The 16,057-nt window shown below is 69.8% G+C and carries 10 protein-coding genes; 8 read left to right on the top strand and 2 right to left on the bottom strand.

Translation table 11 applies throughout. The features are described from left to right. The first annotated feature begins 62 nt into the window (after positions 1 to 62). From ccmI to SJY11_RS18990, 8 genes are all read left to right on the top strand, one after another. A complete protein-coding gene (ccmI, locus tag SJY11_RS19025) occupies positions 63 to 1,166 on the top strand; it encodes a c-type cytochrome biogenesis protein CcmI (RefSeq protein ID WP_376988312.1) in 1,104 nt (367 codons plus the stop codon). Further along, positions 1,163 to 1,693: a cytochrome c maturation protein CcmE gene (ccmE, locus tag SJY11_RS19020; RefSeq protein WP_376988311.1), complete on the top strand. Its 531-nt coding sequence runs from the start codon at positions 1,163 to 1,165 to the stop codon at positions 1,691 to 1,693. Before ccmI ends, ccmE begins: the two co-directional genes overlap by 4 nt. Before the next feature lie 7 nt (positions 1,694 to 1,700). After that, positions 1,701 to 3,689, top strand: coding sequence for a heme lyase CcmF/NrfE family subunit (locus SJY11_RS19015; protein ID WP_376988309.1), 1,989 nt, complete (start codon positions 1,701 to 1,703; stop codon positions 3,687 to 3,689). Between the two features lie 5 nt (positions 3,690 to 3,694). Next, positions 3,695 to 4,174, top strand: a complete 480-nt coding sequence (locus SJY11_RS19010; protein WP_376988308.1) for a cytochrome c-type biogenesis protein — start codon at positions 3,695 to 3,697, stop codon at positions 4,172 to 4,174. A 137-nt stretch (positions 4,175 to 4,311) separates the two neighbouring features. After that, positions 4,312 to 5,490 (top strand): trypsin-like peptidase domain-containing protein, encoded by a 1,179-nt coding sequence (locus SJY11_RS19005; RefSeq protein ID WP_376988307.1) that lies wholly within the window; start codon positions 4,312 to 4,314, stop codon positions 5,488 to 5,490. Between the two features lie 170 nt (positions 5,491 to 5,660). Next, on the top strand, positions 5,661 to 6,344 hold the full coding sequence (locus SJY11_RS19000; RefSeq protein WP_326912627.1) for a response regulator transcription factor: 684 nt from the start codon (positions 5,661 to 5,663) through the stop codon (positions 6,342 to 6,344). A gap of 49 nt (positions 6,345 to 6,393) precedes the next feature. After that, complete coding sequence (locus SJY11_RS18995; protein WP_376989372.1) at positions 6,394 to 7,893, top strand: sensor histidine kinase; 1,500 nt, start codon at positions 6,394 to 6,396, stop codon at positions 7,891 to 7,893. Between the two features lie 13 nt (positions 7,894 to 7,906). Beyond that, positions 7,907 to 10,861: a bifunctional [glutamine synthetase] adenylyltransferase/[glutamine synthetase]-adenylyl-L-tyrosine phosphorylase gene (locus SJY11_RS18990; RefSeq protein ID WP_376988306.1), complete on the top strand. Its 2,955-nt coding sequence runs from the start codon at positions 7,907 to 7,909 to the stop codon at positions 10,859 to 10,861. A 3-nt stretch (positions 10,862 to 10,864) separates the two neighbouring features. Here SJY11_RS18990 and SJY11_RS18985 read toward each other — a convergent pair whose 3' ends face one another. Further along, on the bottom strand, positions 10,865 to 12,973 hold the full coding sequence (locus SJY11_RS18985) for a PAS domain-containing sensor histidine kinase (protein WP_376988305.1): 2,109 nt from the start codon (positions 12,971 to 12,973) through the stop codon (positions 10,865 to 10,867). A gap of 402 nt (positions 12,974 to 13,375) precedes the next feature. After that, the gene (pepN, locus tag SJY11_RS18980) at positions 13,376 to 16,021 is read right to left on the bottom strand and encodes an aminopeptidase N (protein WP_376988304.1); all 2,646 of its coding nucleotides are present in this window, start codon (positions 16,019 to 16,021) and stop codon (positions 13,376 to 13,378) included. Between the last annotated feature and the right edge of the window lie 36 nt (positions 16,022 to 16,057).

Below are 16,057 nucleotides of genomic sequence, written 5' to 3'. Positions count from 1 at the left end.
GTGACCCTATGTCGCCATCATCGGGGCATGAAGCGGCGGCCGCTTTTGGCTATGAGCTTAGCATGCTGATCTGGATCATCTTCGCGGTCATGACCGGGGCCTCCGTCTTTGCCCTGCTCTGGCCGCTCGGCCGGGGCCGGTCGCTCGCATTCGCCGATGTCGGGGACGCCACGAGCCTCTATCGCGCGCAACTCGGCGAGATCGACCGCGACCTCGCCCGCCGCCTGATCGGGCCGGTCGAGGCCGAGGCCGCACGCGCCGAGGCTGCGCGTCGCCTGCTGCGCGCCTCGGGGGATGATGCGGCGCCCGCCGGCGAGACCGAATCCTCGCTGCGCCGCCGCCGCGCCAGCTCGGCGCTGGCTCTGTCCTGCGTGCCGCTCCTCGCCTTGCTGGTCTACGGCGCCTATGGCTCGCCCGGAAAGCCGGACCAGCCGCTCGCGGCGCGTCTCCAGGCCGATCCGTCGCGGCAGGATTTCGCGCTCGCGCTCGCCCGCATCGAGGCTCATCTCGCCGCCAACCCCTCCGACGGCAAGGGCTGGTCGGTCATCGCGCCGGTCTACATGCGTCAGGGCCGCTACGAAGACGCGGCCACCGCCTTCGCGGCGGCCATTCGCCATGGCGAGGCGAGCGCCGATGCCTATGCCGGCCTCGGCGAGGCGCGGGCGTTGGTGGCGGGTGGCGTCGTCACCGCCGCCGCTCGCGAGAGTTTCGCCGGCGCGCTGCGTGTCGATCCGAAGAATGCCCGGGCCCGGTTCTTCCTCGCCATCGGGCAGGAGCAGGATGGCGACACGCCCGGCGCCATCGCCAGCCTGCGCGCCCTGCTCGACGAGGCCGCCGCCGACGCGCCCTGGACCCAGACCGTCCGCCAGCGCCTGGCGCGGCTCGAAGCCGAGACGGGTGCCGGGGGAATCGCGGCGCTGCCGCCGGCCGAGCAGCAGGCGGCGATCCGCGGCATGGTCGAGGGCCTCTCGGCGCGGCTGAAGGCAGGCGGCGGCACGCTGCCGGAATGGACGCGCCTGATCCGGTCGCAGGCTGTTCTCGGCGACAAGGTGGCGGCGCGCGAATCGCTCGCCGTGGCGCGCGAGCGGCTGTCGCAGGAGGCCTCGGCCGCTGCGGCGCTGGACGCGCTGGCCGGGGAACTCGCCCTCAAGGAGACTGCGCCATGACCGCCGTCGAGCCCCTGCGCCCGCTCGCCGGGAAGCGCCGCTATACGCGAAAGCAGCGTCGGCTCATGCTGATCGGCGCCGCCGGACTCGTGCTCGCGCTGTCGGCCGGGCTCGTGCTGTTTGCGCTGCGCGACACGATCGTCTTCTTCTACGGCCCGACGGAGATTTCGGAGAAGGGCGTGACGCCCGGCACGCGCATGCGCCTGGGCGGTCTGGTGGAGCAGGGCTCCGTCGTTCGCGGGCCCGGCCAGCGCGTTGTCTTCTCGATCACCGACAGCCGCACCACCATCAAGGTCACCTATGAGGGGCTGCTGCCTGACCTGTTCCGCGAGGGGCAGGGCGTCGTGACCGAGGGCGTCTTCCAGGGCGGCGATCAGTTCCGCGCCGACTCCGTGCTCGCCAAGCATGACGAAACCTATATGCCGCGTGAGGTGGCAGACACGTTGAAGAAGCAGGGCCATTGGCAGCCGGGCGGGACGGGGACATCGGCTTCCCCGTCGAAGCCGGCCCCACAGGCGTCGCCATGAGGCAGTCATGATCGTCGAGATCGGCCATTTCGCGCTGGCGCTGGCGCTCGGCGTCGCCGTGGTGCAGTCGCTGGTGCCGCTCTGGGGCGTCGCGCGGCACGACCGGGCGCTCGCCAGCGTCGGCTCGGCGGCGGCCGTCACCTGCTTCCTGCTGGTCGCGCTCGCCTTCGCCGCGCTGGTCACCTCCTATGTGCGCTCCGACTTCTCGGTCGAGAACGTCGTCGCCAACTCGCACTCGACGCAGCCGCTGATCTATAAGCTGACCTCCGTCTGGGGGAACCACGAGGGCTCGATGCTCCTCTGGGTGCTGATCCTGACGCTGTTCGGCGCGCTCGTCGCGCTGTCGCGCCGCTCGCTCCCGTTGCGTCTGCGGGCCGGGACGCTCGCCGCCCAGGGCATGGTCACGGTCGCCTTCCTCGCCTTCACCCTGCTAACCTCGAATCCGTTCCGCCGGCTGGTTCCGGCCCCGCCCGAGGGACAGGATCTCAACCCGATCCTGCAGGACCTCGGCCTCGCGATCCATCCGCCGCTGCTCTATGTCGGCTATGTCGGCTTCTCGATCACCTACGCCTTCGCGGTCGCCGCCCTGATCGACGGGCGCATCGATGCCGTCTGGGCCCGTGCGGTCAGGCCCTGGACGCTGCTCGCCTGGGTCTTCCTGACGCTCGGCATCGCGATGGGCTCCTACTGGGCCTATTATGAGCTCGGCTGGGGCGGCTGGTGGTTCTGGGATCCGGTCGAGAACGCCTCGCTGATGCCCTGGCTGGCCGGCACGGCGCTGATCCACTCCACGGTGGTGATGGAGAAGCGCGACGCGCTCAAGGTCTGGACGATCCTGCTCGCGATCCTGACCTTCTCGCTTTCGCTGCTGGGCACCTTCATTGTCCGCTCCGGCGTGCTGACCTCGGTGCACTCCTTCGCCACCGACCCGGAGCGCGGGCTCTTCATCCTGATGATCCTGGTCTTCTTCGTCGGCGGCTCGCTGGCGCTCTTCGCCTGGCGCGCGCCGCTGTTGCGGCAGGGCGGCCTGTTCGCGCCGGTCTCGCGCGAGGGCGCGCTGGTCGTCAACAACGTCTTCATCGCGACCGCCTGCGCCACGGTCTTCATCGGCACGCTCTATCCGCTCGTGCTCGAGATGGTGACGGGCGACAAGATCTCGGTCGGCCCGCCCTTCTTCAACGCCACCTTCGTGCCTGTGCTGGTGCCGCTGCTGCTGCTCCTGCCGCTCGGCCAATCGCTCGCCTGGAAGCGCGGCGACCTGCTCGGCGCCGCGCAGCGCAACCTCGCGGCCTTCGGCCTGGCGATCCTCGCCGCGCTCGCGCTCATCGCCCTGACCTGGGGCGGCCCCGTGCTGGCCCCGCTGGGCATCGGCCTGGGTGTCTTCCTCGTCGCCGGTGCCGCCTTCGATCTCGGCGAGCGGATCGTCAGCCGCGCCAGCGGGTGGCCGGCCGTCTGGTCGCGGGCCAAGGGGCTGCCGCGTTCGGCCTGGGGCACCGCGCTCGCCCATGCCGGCGTCGGCCTGAGCGTCATCGGCATCGCCGCCGTGGCCTGGAGCACCGAAGCGATCGGCGTGCTGAAGCCGGGCGAGCGCCTCACCAGCGGCCGCTACACCGTCGTGCTGGAGTCGGTCATGCCGCGCACGGGTCCCAATTTCCGGGCGGATGTGGCGCGTTTCCAGGTGTTCTCGGGCAACCGCGAGCTCAAGCCCGTCGAGGCCGCAAAGCGTGTCTATCTCGCCCGCAACATGCCGACCACGGAAGCCGGCATCCGGACCGATGGCCTGAGCCAGGCCTATGTCGCGCTCGGCGAACCGCAGGAAGACGGTGGCATCGCGGTGCGGCTCTACGACAAGCCGCTGATCCTGCTGATCTGGATCGGTGCGATCGTGATGTCGCTCGGCGGTGCGCTGTCGCTGACCGACCGGCGCTTCCGGCTGGCGGCGCCGCGGCGCGCCAGGGCCGAGCCCGTCGCCGCCGCTCCCCAGCCGGCGGAGTGAGCGTCATGCGTCGAGCCCTCTGGCCGCGTCTCGCCCTCGCCATCCTGCTGACACTCGCGCCCGGCCTTGCCGCGCAGGCGGTCCAGCCGGGCGAGATCCTGCCCGACCCGGCGATGGAGCGCCGCGCCCGCGCGATCTCCGCCGAGCTGCGCTGCCTCGTCTGCCAGAACCAGTCGATCGACGATTCGGACGCCCCGCTCGCCAAGGATCTGCGCGTGCTCGTGCGCGAACGGCTCGTCGCCGGCGACAGTGACACGGCGGTGCGCGATTTCGTCGTCGCCCGCTATGGCGATTTCGTGCTGCTGCGGCCGCCCTTCGACGTCAGGACGGCGTTGCTCTGGGCCGCGCCGCTGTTGATCCTGCTCGCGGCGCTGCTCTTCACCTGGCGGCGCGGCCGCGCCATGCCCGCCCCGGCGAGCGCGGCGCCGCTGTCCGATGAGGAACGCCGTCGCCTGCAGCGCCTGCTGGATTCCGAGACGCCCTGAAGCGGCGCGACCGCTGCAGCAACATTTCGCAACCTTACGAAACAGTCATCTTCGGGCGAAATCGGCGTAAGGCTGTGCCCGTCATGGTCCTCGTCACGAGCAGGGAAGGCCCTGCCGCTGATTTCGAGGTTCTCGCCATGACGACCCAGACCACCCCCTCCCGTTCCATCCTGAAGCGCGGCGCGCTGCTCGCCGGCGCGGCCACCCTCGGCATCGGCCTCGCGGCCGGCCTCGCCGACGGCGCGCTCAAGCTCGACCACCCCGCCTTCGCCCAGCCGATCGAGCTCTCCGGCGTTCAACCGCAACTGCCATCCTTCGCCGACATGGTCGAGAAGGCCAAGCCCGCCGTCGTCTCCGTCCGCGTCAAGCAGACGATCGACGCCGCCGATGACGGCCAGGGCAGCCTCGACGACCTCCCGCCCGGCCTGCGCCGCTTCTTCGAGCAGCAGGCGCCGCGCGGCGCCGTTCCGGGCCGGCCGCAGCCGCGCCAGGGGATGTCGCAGGGCTCGGGCTTCTTCATCAGCCAGGACGGCTATGTGGTGACCAACAACCACGTCGTGGACAAGGCCTCCGAGGTCCAGCTCGTCACCGACGACGGCAAGACGCTGAACGCCAAGGTCATCGGCACGGACCCGCGCACCGACCTGGCCTTGCTCAAGGTGACCGAGGGCGGCAGCTACCCCTTCGTACGGCTCGCCACGGCCAAGCCGCGCATCGGCGAATGGGTGCTGGCGGTCGGCAACCCCTTCGGCCTCGGCGGCACGGTCACGGCCGGCATCGTCTCGGCCCAGGGTCGTGACATCGGCTCCGGCCCCTATGACGACTTCCTGCAGATCGACGCGGCGGTGAATCGCGGTAATTCGGGCGGGCCGACCTTCAACCAGAAGGGCGAGGTCGTCGGCGTCAACACGGCGATCTTCTCGCCCTCGGGCGGCAATGTCGGCATCGCCTTCGCGATTCCCGCTTCGACCGTCGAGCAGGTCGTGGCGGCCTTGAAGAAGGACGGCAAGGTCTCGCGTGGCTTCATCGGCGTGCAGATCCAGCCGGTCACGCCCGAGGTTGCGGAGGCGATCGGCCTGAAGGATCCGCATGGAGCGCTTGTCGCCGCCGCGGAGAAGGAGGGCCCCGCCGCCAAGGCCGGCATCAAGCGCGGCGACACGGTCCTCGCGGTCGATGGCGCGAAGATCAAGGATGCCCGCGAGCTCTCGCGCAAGATCGCGACCTACGCCCCGGGCTCGAAGGTGAAGATCACCATCTGGCGCGACGGCAAGGAGCGCGAGATCGGCTTCGAGGTCGGCCGCCAGCCGGCCGTCTGATCGGTCCCATCTCCCGCGTCGGCCGCGACGGCCGGCGCGGGACAAAGGCAAGGCTCGCGTGCTCCCGGCAGTCAGTCGCCCCCGCGCCGGGGGACCAGCCTTCACCGCGGCAGGCCGGATGCGTATCCTCCGGCCTGCCGTTTTTTGTCATTCTGGGATAGGCTTGGCCGATGCGACTGCTGATCGTCGAAGATGATGCCGAGGCCGCGGCCTACCTGACCAAGGCCTTCCGCGAGGCCGGTCATGTCGCCGACCATGCGGGCGACGGGCTGGAAGGCTATGCCATGGCCGAAGGCGGCGGCTACGACGTGCTCGTGGTCGACCGCATGCTGCCGCGGCTCGACGGCCTCTCGCTGATCCGCTCGCTTCGCGAGCAGAAGGACGCGACCCCGGCCCTGATCCTCTCCGCCCTGGCGCAGGTCGACGACCGCGTGAAGGGGCTGCGCGCCGGCGGCGACGACTATCTGCCCAAGCCCTATGCCTTCTCCGAGCTTCTCGCGCGGGTCGAGGTGCTGGCACGTCGGCGCGGCGCCCCGGCCTCGGAGCCCACGAGCTACCGTGTCGGCGATCTCGATCTCGACCGGCTCGCCCATCGCGTCACGCGCGCTGGCACGGAGCTCCCGCTGCAGCCGCGCGAATTCCGGCTGCTCGAATATCTGATGAAGCATGCGGGGCAGGTGGTGACGCGCACCATGCTGCTTGAGAATGTCTGGGACTATCACTTCGACCCCCAGACCAACGTCATCGACGTGCATGTCAGCCGGCTGCGCGCCAAGGTCGACAAGGGTTTCGAGCACCCGATGATCCACACCATCCGCGGCGCGGGATACATGGTCCGTGACACGCAACGCTGATCCCTCCGCGGGGGAGACGAGGGTTTCGCCGCGGCCGGCGCAGCGCTTCCTGCCCAACCTTTTCCGCACGACCGCCTTCAAGCTGACGGCGGTCTACCTCGTCGTCTTCGCGCTCTTCGCGGGGCTTCTGCTCGGCTATGTCGCCTGGAACGCCAAGCGCCTGCTCGACGACCAGATCCGCTCCACCATCGACGCCGAGATCCAGGGCCTGGCCGAGCAGCAGCGGCAGGGCGGGATCCGGCGGCTGGTCAACGTGATCGAGCGCCGCTCGCGCGCGCCCGGCGCCTCGCTCTACCTCGTCACCACTCCGGTCGGCGAGCGGATCGCCGGCAATGTCGAGGCGCTGCCCCCGGGCACGCTCGACCGTCCGGGCGAGGCCGAGATCGAATATGCCCGCACCAGCGAGGCGGTGGACAGACCGAGCCGGGCCATCGTGCGCGTCTTCGTGCTGCCGGCCGGCTTTCGTCTGCTGGTCGGCCGCGACGTCGAGGAGCGCGAGCGCCTCGGCATCGTCATCCGCCGCGCCGCGGGCTGGTCGCTTCTCCTCGTCTTCGTGCTCGGCTGCCTTGCGAGCTGGTTCGTGGCGCGGCGCGTGCTCAAGCGCATCGACGACATGACGGGCACCGCCCAGTCGATCATGGCCGGCGACCTCAAGGGCCGCCTCGCGATCTCGGGCACGGGCGACGAGCTCGACAGGCTCGCCCTCAACCTCAACGCCATGCTCGAGCGCATCGGCGAACTGATGACCGGCATGCAGCAGGTCTCGGACAACATCGCCCATGACCTCAAGACGCCGCTGACGCGGCTGCGCAACCGGGCCGAGGAGGCGTTGCGCACCGCGAACTCGCCCGACGAACTGCGCGCCGCGCTCGACGGCTCGATCGACGAGGCGGACAACCTGATCCGCGTCTTCAACGCCCTGCTGATGATCGCACGGCTCGAGACCGGCCGGATTCAGGACAGCATGGACACGCTCGACCTCTCCGAGATCGTCTCCGGCCTGGCCGAACTCTACGAGCCGCTGGCCGAAGAGGCGGGGCTTTCGCTCGTCACCGAGGTGTCGCCGGGTCTGCGCGTCTCCGGCAACCGAGAACTGATCGGCCAGGCGCTGGCGAACCTGATCGACAATGCTCTGAAATACGGCGAGCCCGCGGCCGGCGAACGGGCGCAGGTGACGGTGGCGGCCCGGCAGGAGGGGAGCGAGATCCTGCTCTCCGTCGCCGATCATGGGCCGGGCATCCCGGCGGAGGACCGCGCCCGCGTGCTCGAGCGCTTCGTTCGGCTCGACGTCAGCCGCAGCAAGCCGGGCTTCGGGCTCGGACTCGCGCTCGCGGCCGGCGTGGTGCGCCTGCATGGCGGCCAGCTGCGCCTCGAGGACAATGCCCCGGGCCTGCGCGTCGTGATCGCCCTGCCGATGCAGGCCAACTCACCCGTCAAGCGGGACGGGATCGAGGCCCAGGGCGCGCCCAAGCCTGTGGACATGCCGCCGTCCCGCGCGCGTCCCGGCTCGACAGACGCGCCAAACCCTGTTGGCGTCCCCTCGCTCTGAGGGGAGACGAGGCATGGCCGGGCGGCTCTGTGACCGATTGAACGCCGCGCCGGTTCTGCCGGCCCGCACCCGCGCCGCGAACCTGCTGGCGAAGGATCTGATCGAGCGGCTGCACGACGAAGCGTCCGCTCAGGCGCTGGCGGCCCATTTCGCCGAAAACGAACGCAGCGCCGCCTTCGTGGCAGGCCTGGTCGCGCATGCGCCCTTCCTCACCCAGATCATGCGGCAGGACCCGGCGGGGCTGCTCGCCTGCCTGACGGGCGAACCGGAGGCGCAGCGCAATGCGCTGCTTGCCGAGGTTGCCCGCGCCGGGGCGGCGGCGACCGAGGCGCCCGAACTCATGCGCCTGCTGCGCCGCTTCCGGCGGACCATGGCGCTGCTGATCGCGCTCGCCGATATCGGGGGCGTCTGGGACGTCGAGACCGTCACGGCGGCCCTCACGGACACGGCCGACACCGCCGTCAGGCTCGCCACCGACCACGTTCTTTGCCAGGCAGCCGATCTCGGCCGAATCCGCCTGCCGGATCTCACCGATCCGGGGGCGGGCTCCGGGCTCGTCGTGCTCGCGCTCGGCAAGCATGGCGCGGGCGAGCTGAACTACTCCTCCGACATCGACATCGTCGTCTTCTTCGACCCCGACGTGGCCGAGGCCGCCGGCGTGGGCGAACCGACCAGCTTCTATGTGAAGCTCACGCAAGCGATCGCCCGGATCATCCAAGAGCGGACGCCCGACGGCTATGTCTTCCGCGTCGATCTGCGCCTGCGGCCCGATCCCGCCTCGACCCATGTCGCGGTGCCGCTGCCCTCCGCCTATGCCTATTACGAGACCGTCGGTCAGAATTGGGAACGCGCGGCGATGATCAAGGCGCGTCCCGTCGCGGGGGACATCGCGCTCGGCCAGCGCTTCCTGAAGGACCTCGCCCCTTTCATCTGGCGCAAATATTTCGACTTCGCGACCATCGCCGACATCCATGCGATGAAGCGCCAGATCCAGACGGTGAAGGGCCATGAGACGATTGCGGTCGCCGGCCACAATGTGAAGCTCGGCCGCGGCGGCATTCGCGAGATCGAGTTCTTCGTGCAGACGCAGCAACTCGTCTTCGGCGGCCGGCGCACCGCCCTGCGCGGTCCGCGCACGCTGGAGATGCTGGCGGAGCTGACGCAGGAGGGCTGGATCACGCCCGCCGCCCGCGACGAGCTGGCGGAGTCCTATCGCTGGCTGCGGACGATCGAGCATCGCCTGCAGATGCGCCACGACGAGCAGACGCAGACCCTGCCCAAGGCGGCGGCCGATCTCGAGGCCTTCGCCCGCTTCTGCGGCTATCCCTCGACGGCCGCCTTCGGCAAGGCCCTGACCGCTCATGCCCGGCGCGTCGAGGGCCATTACGCACTCCTGTTCGAGGAGGGGCCGAGCCTTGCCAGCGAGGCCGGCACGCTGAGCTTCACCGGCTCGGATCTCGATCCGCAGACGCTGGAGACACTGCAGAAACTCGGCTTCCGCCAGGCCGGCACGGCTGCGGAAACGGTGCGGGGCTGGCATTTCGGCCGTCGTGCCGCCGTCACCAGCGCCCGCGCCCGCGAGGTTCTGACGGAGTTGACGCCGGCCCTGCTGGTCGCGCTCGGCCGCACCGCCGATCCCGACGGCGCGCTCGCCCATCTCGACAACGCCTTCGTCCGCATGCCGGCCGCCGTCGAACTGCTGACGCTGCTGCGCTCGCAGGGCTCGCTACTGACGCTCTTCGCCGAGATCCTCGGCAGCGCCCCGCGCCTGGCCAGGGTCGCGGCGCTGCACCCGCATGTGCTCGACGGCGTCATCGACCCCGCCTTCGGCCAGGCCTCGATCGACTGCGACGCGCTGGTGCGCCGGATCCGCGGCGTCGTCGGCTCGCCGCCGCCGAGCGTCGAGGAGGGGCTGGACCGGTTGCGCGACGCCGCCCGGCAGGAGAATTTCCTCGTCGGCGCGCGTCTCCTCTCCGGCGTCTATCCGGCGCAGGCGGCGGCCCAGGCCTATGGCACGGTGGCCGAGGCCTGCCTGCGCGTCGCCTTCGACGATACGCGCGCGGCCTTTGCGGCCGATCACGGCGTGATCAGGGGCGCGCAGAGCGTGGTGGTCGGGCTCGGCCGGCTCGGTGCGGGCGAACTCACGCCGTCATCGGATCTCGACCTGATGCTGCTTTATGACCGGCCGGAGGATGCCGAGCCCAGCAAAGGTCGCCGCAGCCTCGATCCCGTGACCTGGCATGTCCGCTTCACCCAGCGCCTCGTGGCGGCGCTGACGGTGCCGACCCGCCGCGGCACGCTCTACGAGGTCGACATGCGGCTGCGCCCGTCGGGCAACAAGAGCCCGGCTGCGACCCAGTTCGCGGGCTTCGAGGCCTATCACCGCGGCGAGGCCGAGATCTGGGAGGAGATGGCGCTGACCCGCGCCCGGGTCGTGGCGGGCGATCCCGAACTGGCGGAGCGCGCCGAGGCTTCGATCCGCGTGATCCTGAGCCGCCGCCGCGAGCCGGCGAAGGTGGCCGCGGCCGTGGCCCAGATGCGCGCCCTGATCGCAAAGGAGAAGGGCGAGAAGAATCCCTGGGACCTCAAGCTTGCCCTCGGCGGCCTGACGGACCTCGATTTCCTGGCCCAGTATCTCGTGCTGGCCCATGCGGCCGATCACCCGGCCCTGCTGGTGCGGGACACGGTGTCGGTCTTCGGCGCCGCGCGCGCGGCCGGGCTGCTGGCGGCGGCCGATGGGGCTGCGCTGGAGGAGGCGGCGCGGCTGATCGGCGATGTCCAGCTCTGGCAGCGCTTCACCGTCGAGGAGGCGTTCGATCCCGCCGCCGTGCCGGCCCGCGTGCTGACCCGGATCGCCACCGCGGTCGGGCGGCCGGACGCGAAGGTCCTGCGGGCTGAACTGGACGAGGTGCGCGGCGGCGTCCGCGCGATCTTCAACCGGGTTCTCGGCGCCGCCCGCAGCGGTTGATGGTCAGGCCGCCCGGGCCATGACCCGGCCGGCGCCGCCATCCAGCGGCAGATGGACCATGACGATGGTGCCGGCGCCGATCGCGGAGCGCAGCCGCAGCGACCCGCCATGCAGTTCCGCCAGCGAGCGGGCGATGGCGAGGCCGAGGCCCGAGCCCTTGTAGCTGCGGGTGAGGTCGCCCTCAACCTGCTCGAAAGGCCGGCCGATGCGGTGGATCTTGTCCCTGGGAATGCCGATCCCGCTGTCCTCGACGAAGATGTTGACGGCGCCTGGGACGGGTCGGATGCGGATGGCGACCTGGCCCTCCTCGGGGGTGAATTTGACGGCGTTGTCGAGCAAATTGCCGAGGATCTGGAAGAGCGCGTGCGGATCGGCCTCGAGATGGGTGTCGCGCGGCCCTTCGATGGTGAGCGCGAGGCCCTTGCGGTCGATCTCGTCCTGCACCTCCCGCACGGCCTCGTCGATGACGAGCCCGATCGCGATGTCGGATTTCTCGAGGCTGACCTTGCCGGATTCCAGCCGCGACATGTTCAGGATGTCGTTGATGAAGCGCAGCAGGTATCCGCCGCTCGAGTGGATGTCGCGGACATAGTCGCCGTACTTGTCGTCCAGCTGGCCGAAGAGGCCGTCCCGCATAATCTCGGAGAAGCCGATGATGGCGTTGAGCGGCGTGCGCAACTCGTGGCTCATATTCGCCAGGAATTCGGATTTGGCGCGGTTGGCGCTCTCGGCCGCAGCCTTCTGCTCGAGATAGCGCTCGGCCATGTCGGCGAGCTGTTGCGCCTGCGCCTCCAGCTTCTGGCGCGAGGCCTTGAGATCGGTGACATGCATCAGGAGTTGGTGCTCCGATTGCGTCAGCCGCTCCTCCTGCTGCTTGAGCTTGGTGATGTCGGTGCCGACCGAGACCGAGCCGCCGTCCTTGGTGCGCCGCCCGTTGATCTGGAGCCAGCGACCGTCCGACAGGCGGGCCTCGTAGGACGACGAGCCATCATGGCCGCGCGTCAAGCGCATCGGCTCCTGGTCGATGCTCGGCTGGGCGCTCGAGCGCATGATCTCGTCATGGCAGACGCCGGCGATGGCGAGTTCGGGCGGCAGCTTGTGGAGCTGCTGGTATTTGGCGTTGCACAGGACGAGGCGGTTGTCGGCATCCCACAGGACGAACGCTTCCGAGATGGCTTCGACAGCGTCGCGCAGGCGGGCATCGGCGGTGGCGGTGCGCTCGGCCATGCGGCGCTGCTCCGAGATGTCGACGACGATGCCGACGAGGTGCTGCGCCTGGGTCCGCCGGTCGACGACGAGTTCGGCGCGGGCCTTGAGCCAGATCCAGTTGCCGGCGCTGTCGCGGACCCGGAACTCCTGGTCGAGATGCCTGGCTTCGCCGCGGCTGATCGCGTCCGCCAGCGCATAGAGGTCGACGTCGTCATGGTGGATGAAGCCGCTGACCTCGCCGAAGGACATGTACTGTCCCATCCGGGCATAACCGAGCATGGCGTACATCGAATCCGACCAGTAGATGCGGCCGCGGGCGAGGTCCCAGTCCCAGAGGCCGCAATGGCCGCGGTTCAGCGCCGTGTCGATGCGCTCGCGGATGCAGTCGCAATCCTCGTCGGCGGCGCGTGCCCGGCGCGATTGCACGATGAAGCCGATCGTGATGGCGGTCAGCACGAGGGCGGCGGTCGCAAAGAGGAGCGCCAGCCCGCTGCGCCGCTGCTGCCAGATCGACAGCACCCGGGAGACCGGGTGCAGCACCGCGACCTGGCCGAGCGGCGCGGCGAGGTTGCGGACCGCGGCGATGGCCTCGACGCCGTCGGGCAGGATGATCCGCATGACCCCGGCTCGGTCGCCGAAGGCGGTGAGCGGCTGTGTCGGGCCGAGAAAGTCGACGAGGCTTCGCTTGGTCTGCCCGATGGCGGGTTGGCTGGAAATGACGTGTCCGTCCTCGGCGCTCACATGCACGATGCGCCCATGCGCGGCGAGGTGGCGGGACGCGAGGGAGGCGAGCACGGCCGCGGGAGCGACCCCACGCTGCGAGGCGCTGTCGAGTTCGCGGGCGAGCAGGGCCGAGACGAGGTCCATGTCGCCGGCGGCATCGGCCAGCGCGTCCTCGCGCATCGCCGTCGTCTGGATGGCGCCGCCGGTGGCGAGGAGGAGGATAAAGAGGGCGACGAGACCGGGGATAACGGTGCGGAATGTCGGCTCGAGGGACTCAAAACGCTGGTACAGTGGATGTGTCAGCGATCGTGCGACACCCAGAATCGAATCTGCGCGCACAGTTGCGCAGTCCGCGTTGGCACGCGTCATGCCCGTCCCCCTTCGGATACCTTGCCGTCAGTAGATCGGGAGACGTGCCGCATCCCCGCGAATCACTTTCAGTTGAATCCGAGTGACAAGATTTGTCTAGCCAGGAGTTGAATCGGAGACGTCGAATTCGCCTTCAGGTTGTGGCGTGGGAGTGATTGAATCTTGTGCGCGTAATGAAACGTTAACCTTTTCGACAGGCTGCCGTTAACCTTCTCAGGCCAGCGTCCGTTCGGCGATGTCGGCCACGTCGCGGGAGAGGTTGGGCGTCCGCGCCACCATCGCCAGCTTGGCCTCCGCGAGGGCCTTGCGCCGCGGTTCCAGCATCCGCCAGCTCTTGAACGAGGCGAGCAACCGGGAGGCGACCTGCGGATTCGTGCGATCCAGTGCGATCACGATCTCCGCCAGGAAGGCATAGCCTTCGCCGTCCGTGCGGTTGAACTGGGTCAGGTTGGCCGCGAAGCCGCCGATCAGCGCGCGCACACGGTTCGGGTTCGTCAGCGAGAAGGCCGGGTGCTGCATCAGCGTGCGCACGCGGTCGAGCGTGCCGCTTTCGGGGATCAGCGCCTGGGCCATCAGCCATTTGTCGAGGACGAGCGGTTCGGCCGCATAGGTCTTGGCGAACCGCGCGATCAGGGCCTCGCGACCGTTGCCTGGGATCAGCGTCATCGCGGCGAGTGCCGCCAGCCGGTCGGTCAGGTTGTCGCCGGCCGCGAACTGGGCCTCCGCCAGTTGCGCGCCGCTGTCGGGGGCGGACAGCGCGATGAGCCCGAGCACCTCGTTGCGCAGCGCCCGCCGGCCGGCCGAGGCCGCGTCGGGGCTGTAGCGCGCCGCCGAGGCCAGCCGCTCGCGAAGCTCCAGCAGATCGCGCCCGAGTTGGCGACCGATCTCGGTCGAGAGGCGGCGATGGGCCGCCTGGATCGCATCGGGGTCGACATCGCGCCCGATCTCGCGTGCGACGTCGCCAAGCGCCGGCAGCCGGAGGACCTGCGCCGCGAAGGCGGGGTCGGCGGGGGCCTCGGTCTTGAGGAATTCGCGCAGTCCCGCAGCCAGGGCCTCGCCTGTGCCGGCGAGGGCGTCGAGGCGGCCGGGGTCGCGTCCGGTCTCGACGAGCGCGCGCATCGCCACCGTCTGCCAGGCCTGCCAGCGGTTGAACGGGTCGCTGTCGGCCGAGAACAGGCGCAGCAGCGCGGCTTCGTCGAGATCGAGTTCGAGCCGCACCGGGGCGGAGAAGCCGCGCAGCAGCGAGGGGATCGGCGGCTCGGCGACATCGGTGAAGGTCACCGACAGCGACGGCTGGTCGAGGATGACGACCCCGTTGCCGGCATAGGCCTCGGACGCCGTCGCGAGCGGCAGGTCGCCTCGGCCTCCGACGAGCCCGAGCGCGACCGGCAGGACAACGGGCTGCTTCTCCGGCTGGCCGGGCGTCGGCGCCGTCTTCTGCGCCAGATCCAGGGTGTAGCTGCGCGCCGCCGCGTCGTAGCGGCCCGAGGCGACGATGGTGGGCGTGCCGGCCTGCTCGTACCAGCGCGCAAAATGCGTCAGGTCCTGGCCCGAGCTCTCCGCGAAGCAGGCGAGGAAATCCTCGATCGTCGCCGCCGTGCCGTCGCAGCGCTCGAAATAGAGGTCCATGCCGGCGCGGAAGGCGGCCTCGCCCACCAGCAGCTTGAGCATCCGGATCACCTCCGCGCCCTTCTCATAGACGGTGGGCGTGTAGAAGTTGTTGATTTCCTTGTAGGCGCGCGGGCGGACGGGGTGAGCGAGCGGCCCGGCATCCTCGGAGAACTGCGTCGTGCGCAGCGTCCGCACATCGGCGATGCGCTTCACCGGCCGCGAGCGCTCGTCGGCGGAGAACTCCTGGTCGCGGAAGACGGTGAGACCTTCCTTCAGGCAGAGCTGGAACCAGTCCCGGCAGGTGATGCGGTTGCCGGTCCAGTTGTGGAAATACTCATGCGCGATGATCGCCTCGATCGAGGCGTAGTCGCCGTCGGTCGCGGTCTGCGGGTCGGCCAGTACGTATTTGTCGTTGAAGATGTTGAGGCCCTTGTTCTCCATCGCGCCCATGTTGAAGTCGGACACGGCGACGATGTTGAACACGTCGAGATCGTAATTGCGGCCGAAGACGCGCTCGTCCCAGCGCATGCAGCGCACCAGGCAGTCCATCGCCCAGCCGGCGCGGTCGGCCTTGCCGGGCTCGACATAGACGGCGAGTTCGACGCTGCGTCCCTCGGCGGTGACATAATTCTGCCGGACATGGTCGAGCGCGCCGCCGACCAGGGCGAAGAGATAGGCGGGCTTGGGGTGAGGGTCGTGCCAGACCGCGAAATGCCGCTCTCCGCCGGGCAATTCGCCCGCGGCCACGCGGTTGCCGTTCGACAGAAGCACCGGCGCAATCAGCTTCCGGGCCTCCAGCCGCACCGTGTAGACCGACATCACGTCGGGGCGATCGAGGAAATAGCTGATCCGGCGGAAGCCATCCGCCTCGCACTGGGTGCAGTAGACATGCGAGGAGAGATAGAGCCCCATCAGCTTGGTGTTGGCGGAGGGGTCGACCTCGGTGTCGATCATCAGCGTGAAGCGCCGCGTCGGCGGGGCATGCAACGTCAGCTGCTGCGGGGTGACGCTGTAGGCGGCATCGTCGATCAGCAGCCCGTCGAGCCTGATCGCCACGAGCTTCAACTCGTCGCCGTCGAGCACGAGCGGCGCGCCGGGCCGCCCGGCCGGGTTGGGGCGCAGGGCGAGCTGGGAGCGGATGCGCGTCTTCGTCGGGTGCAGGCTGATGTCGAGATCGACCGTGTCGATCAGCCAGTCGGACGGGCGGTAGTCCTCGAGACGGATCAGCGGGGTGTCGTCGGAGCGCATGCGGAACTCGGAAAATGCGGCGTTTCGGGTCATCCG

The sequence above is a fragment of the Allobosea sp. R86505 genome, from assembly GCF_042466375.1.
Taxonomy (GTDB): Bacteria; Pseudomonadota; Alphaproteobacteria; order Rhizobiales; family Beijerinckiaceae; genus Allobosea.
This window is presented reverse-complemented; position numbering and strand designations above follow the sequence as displayed.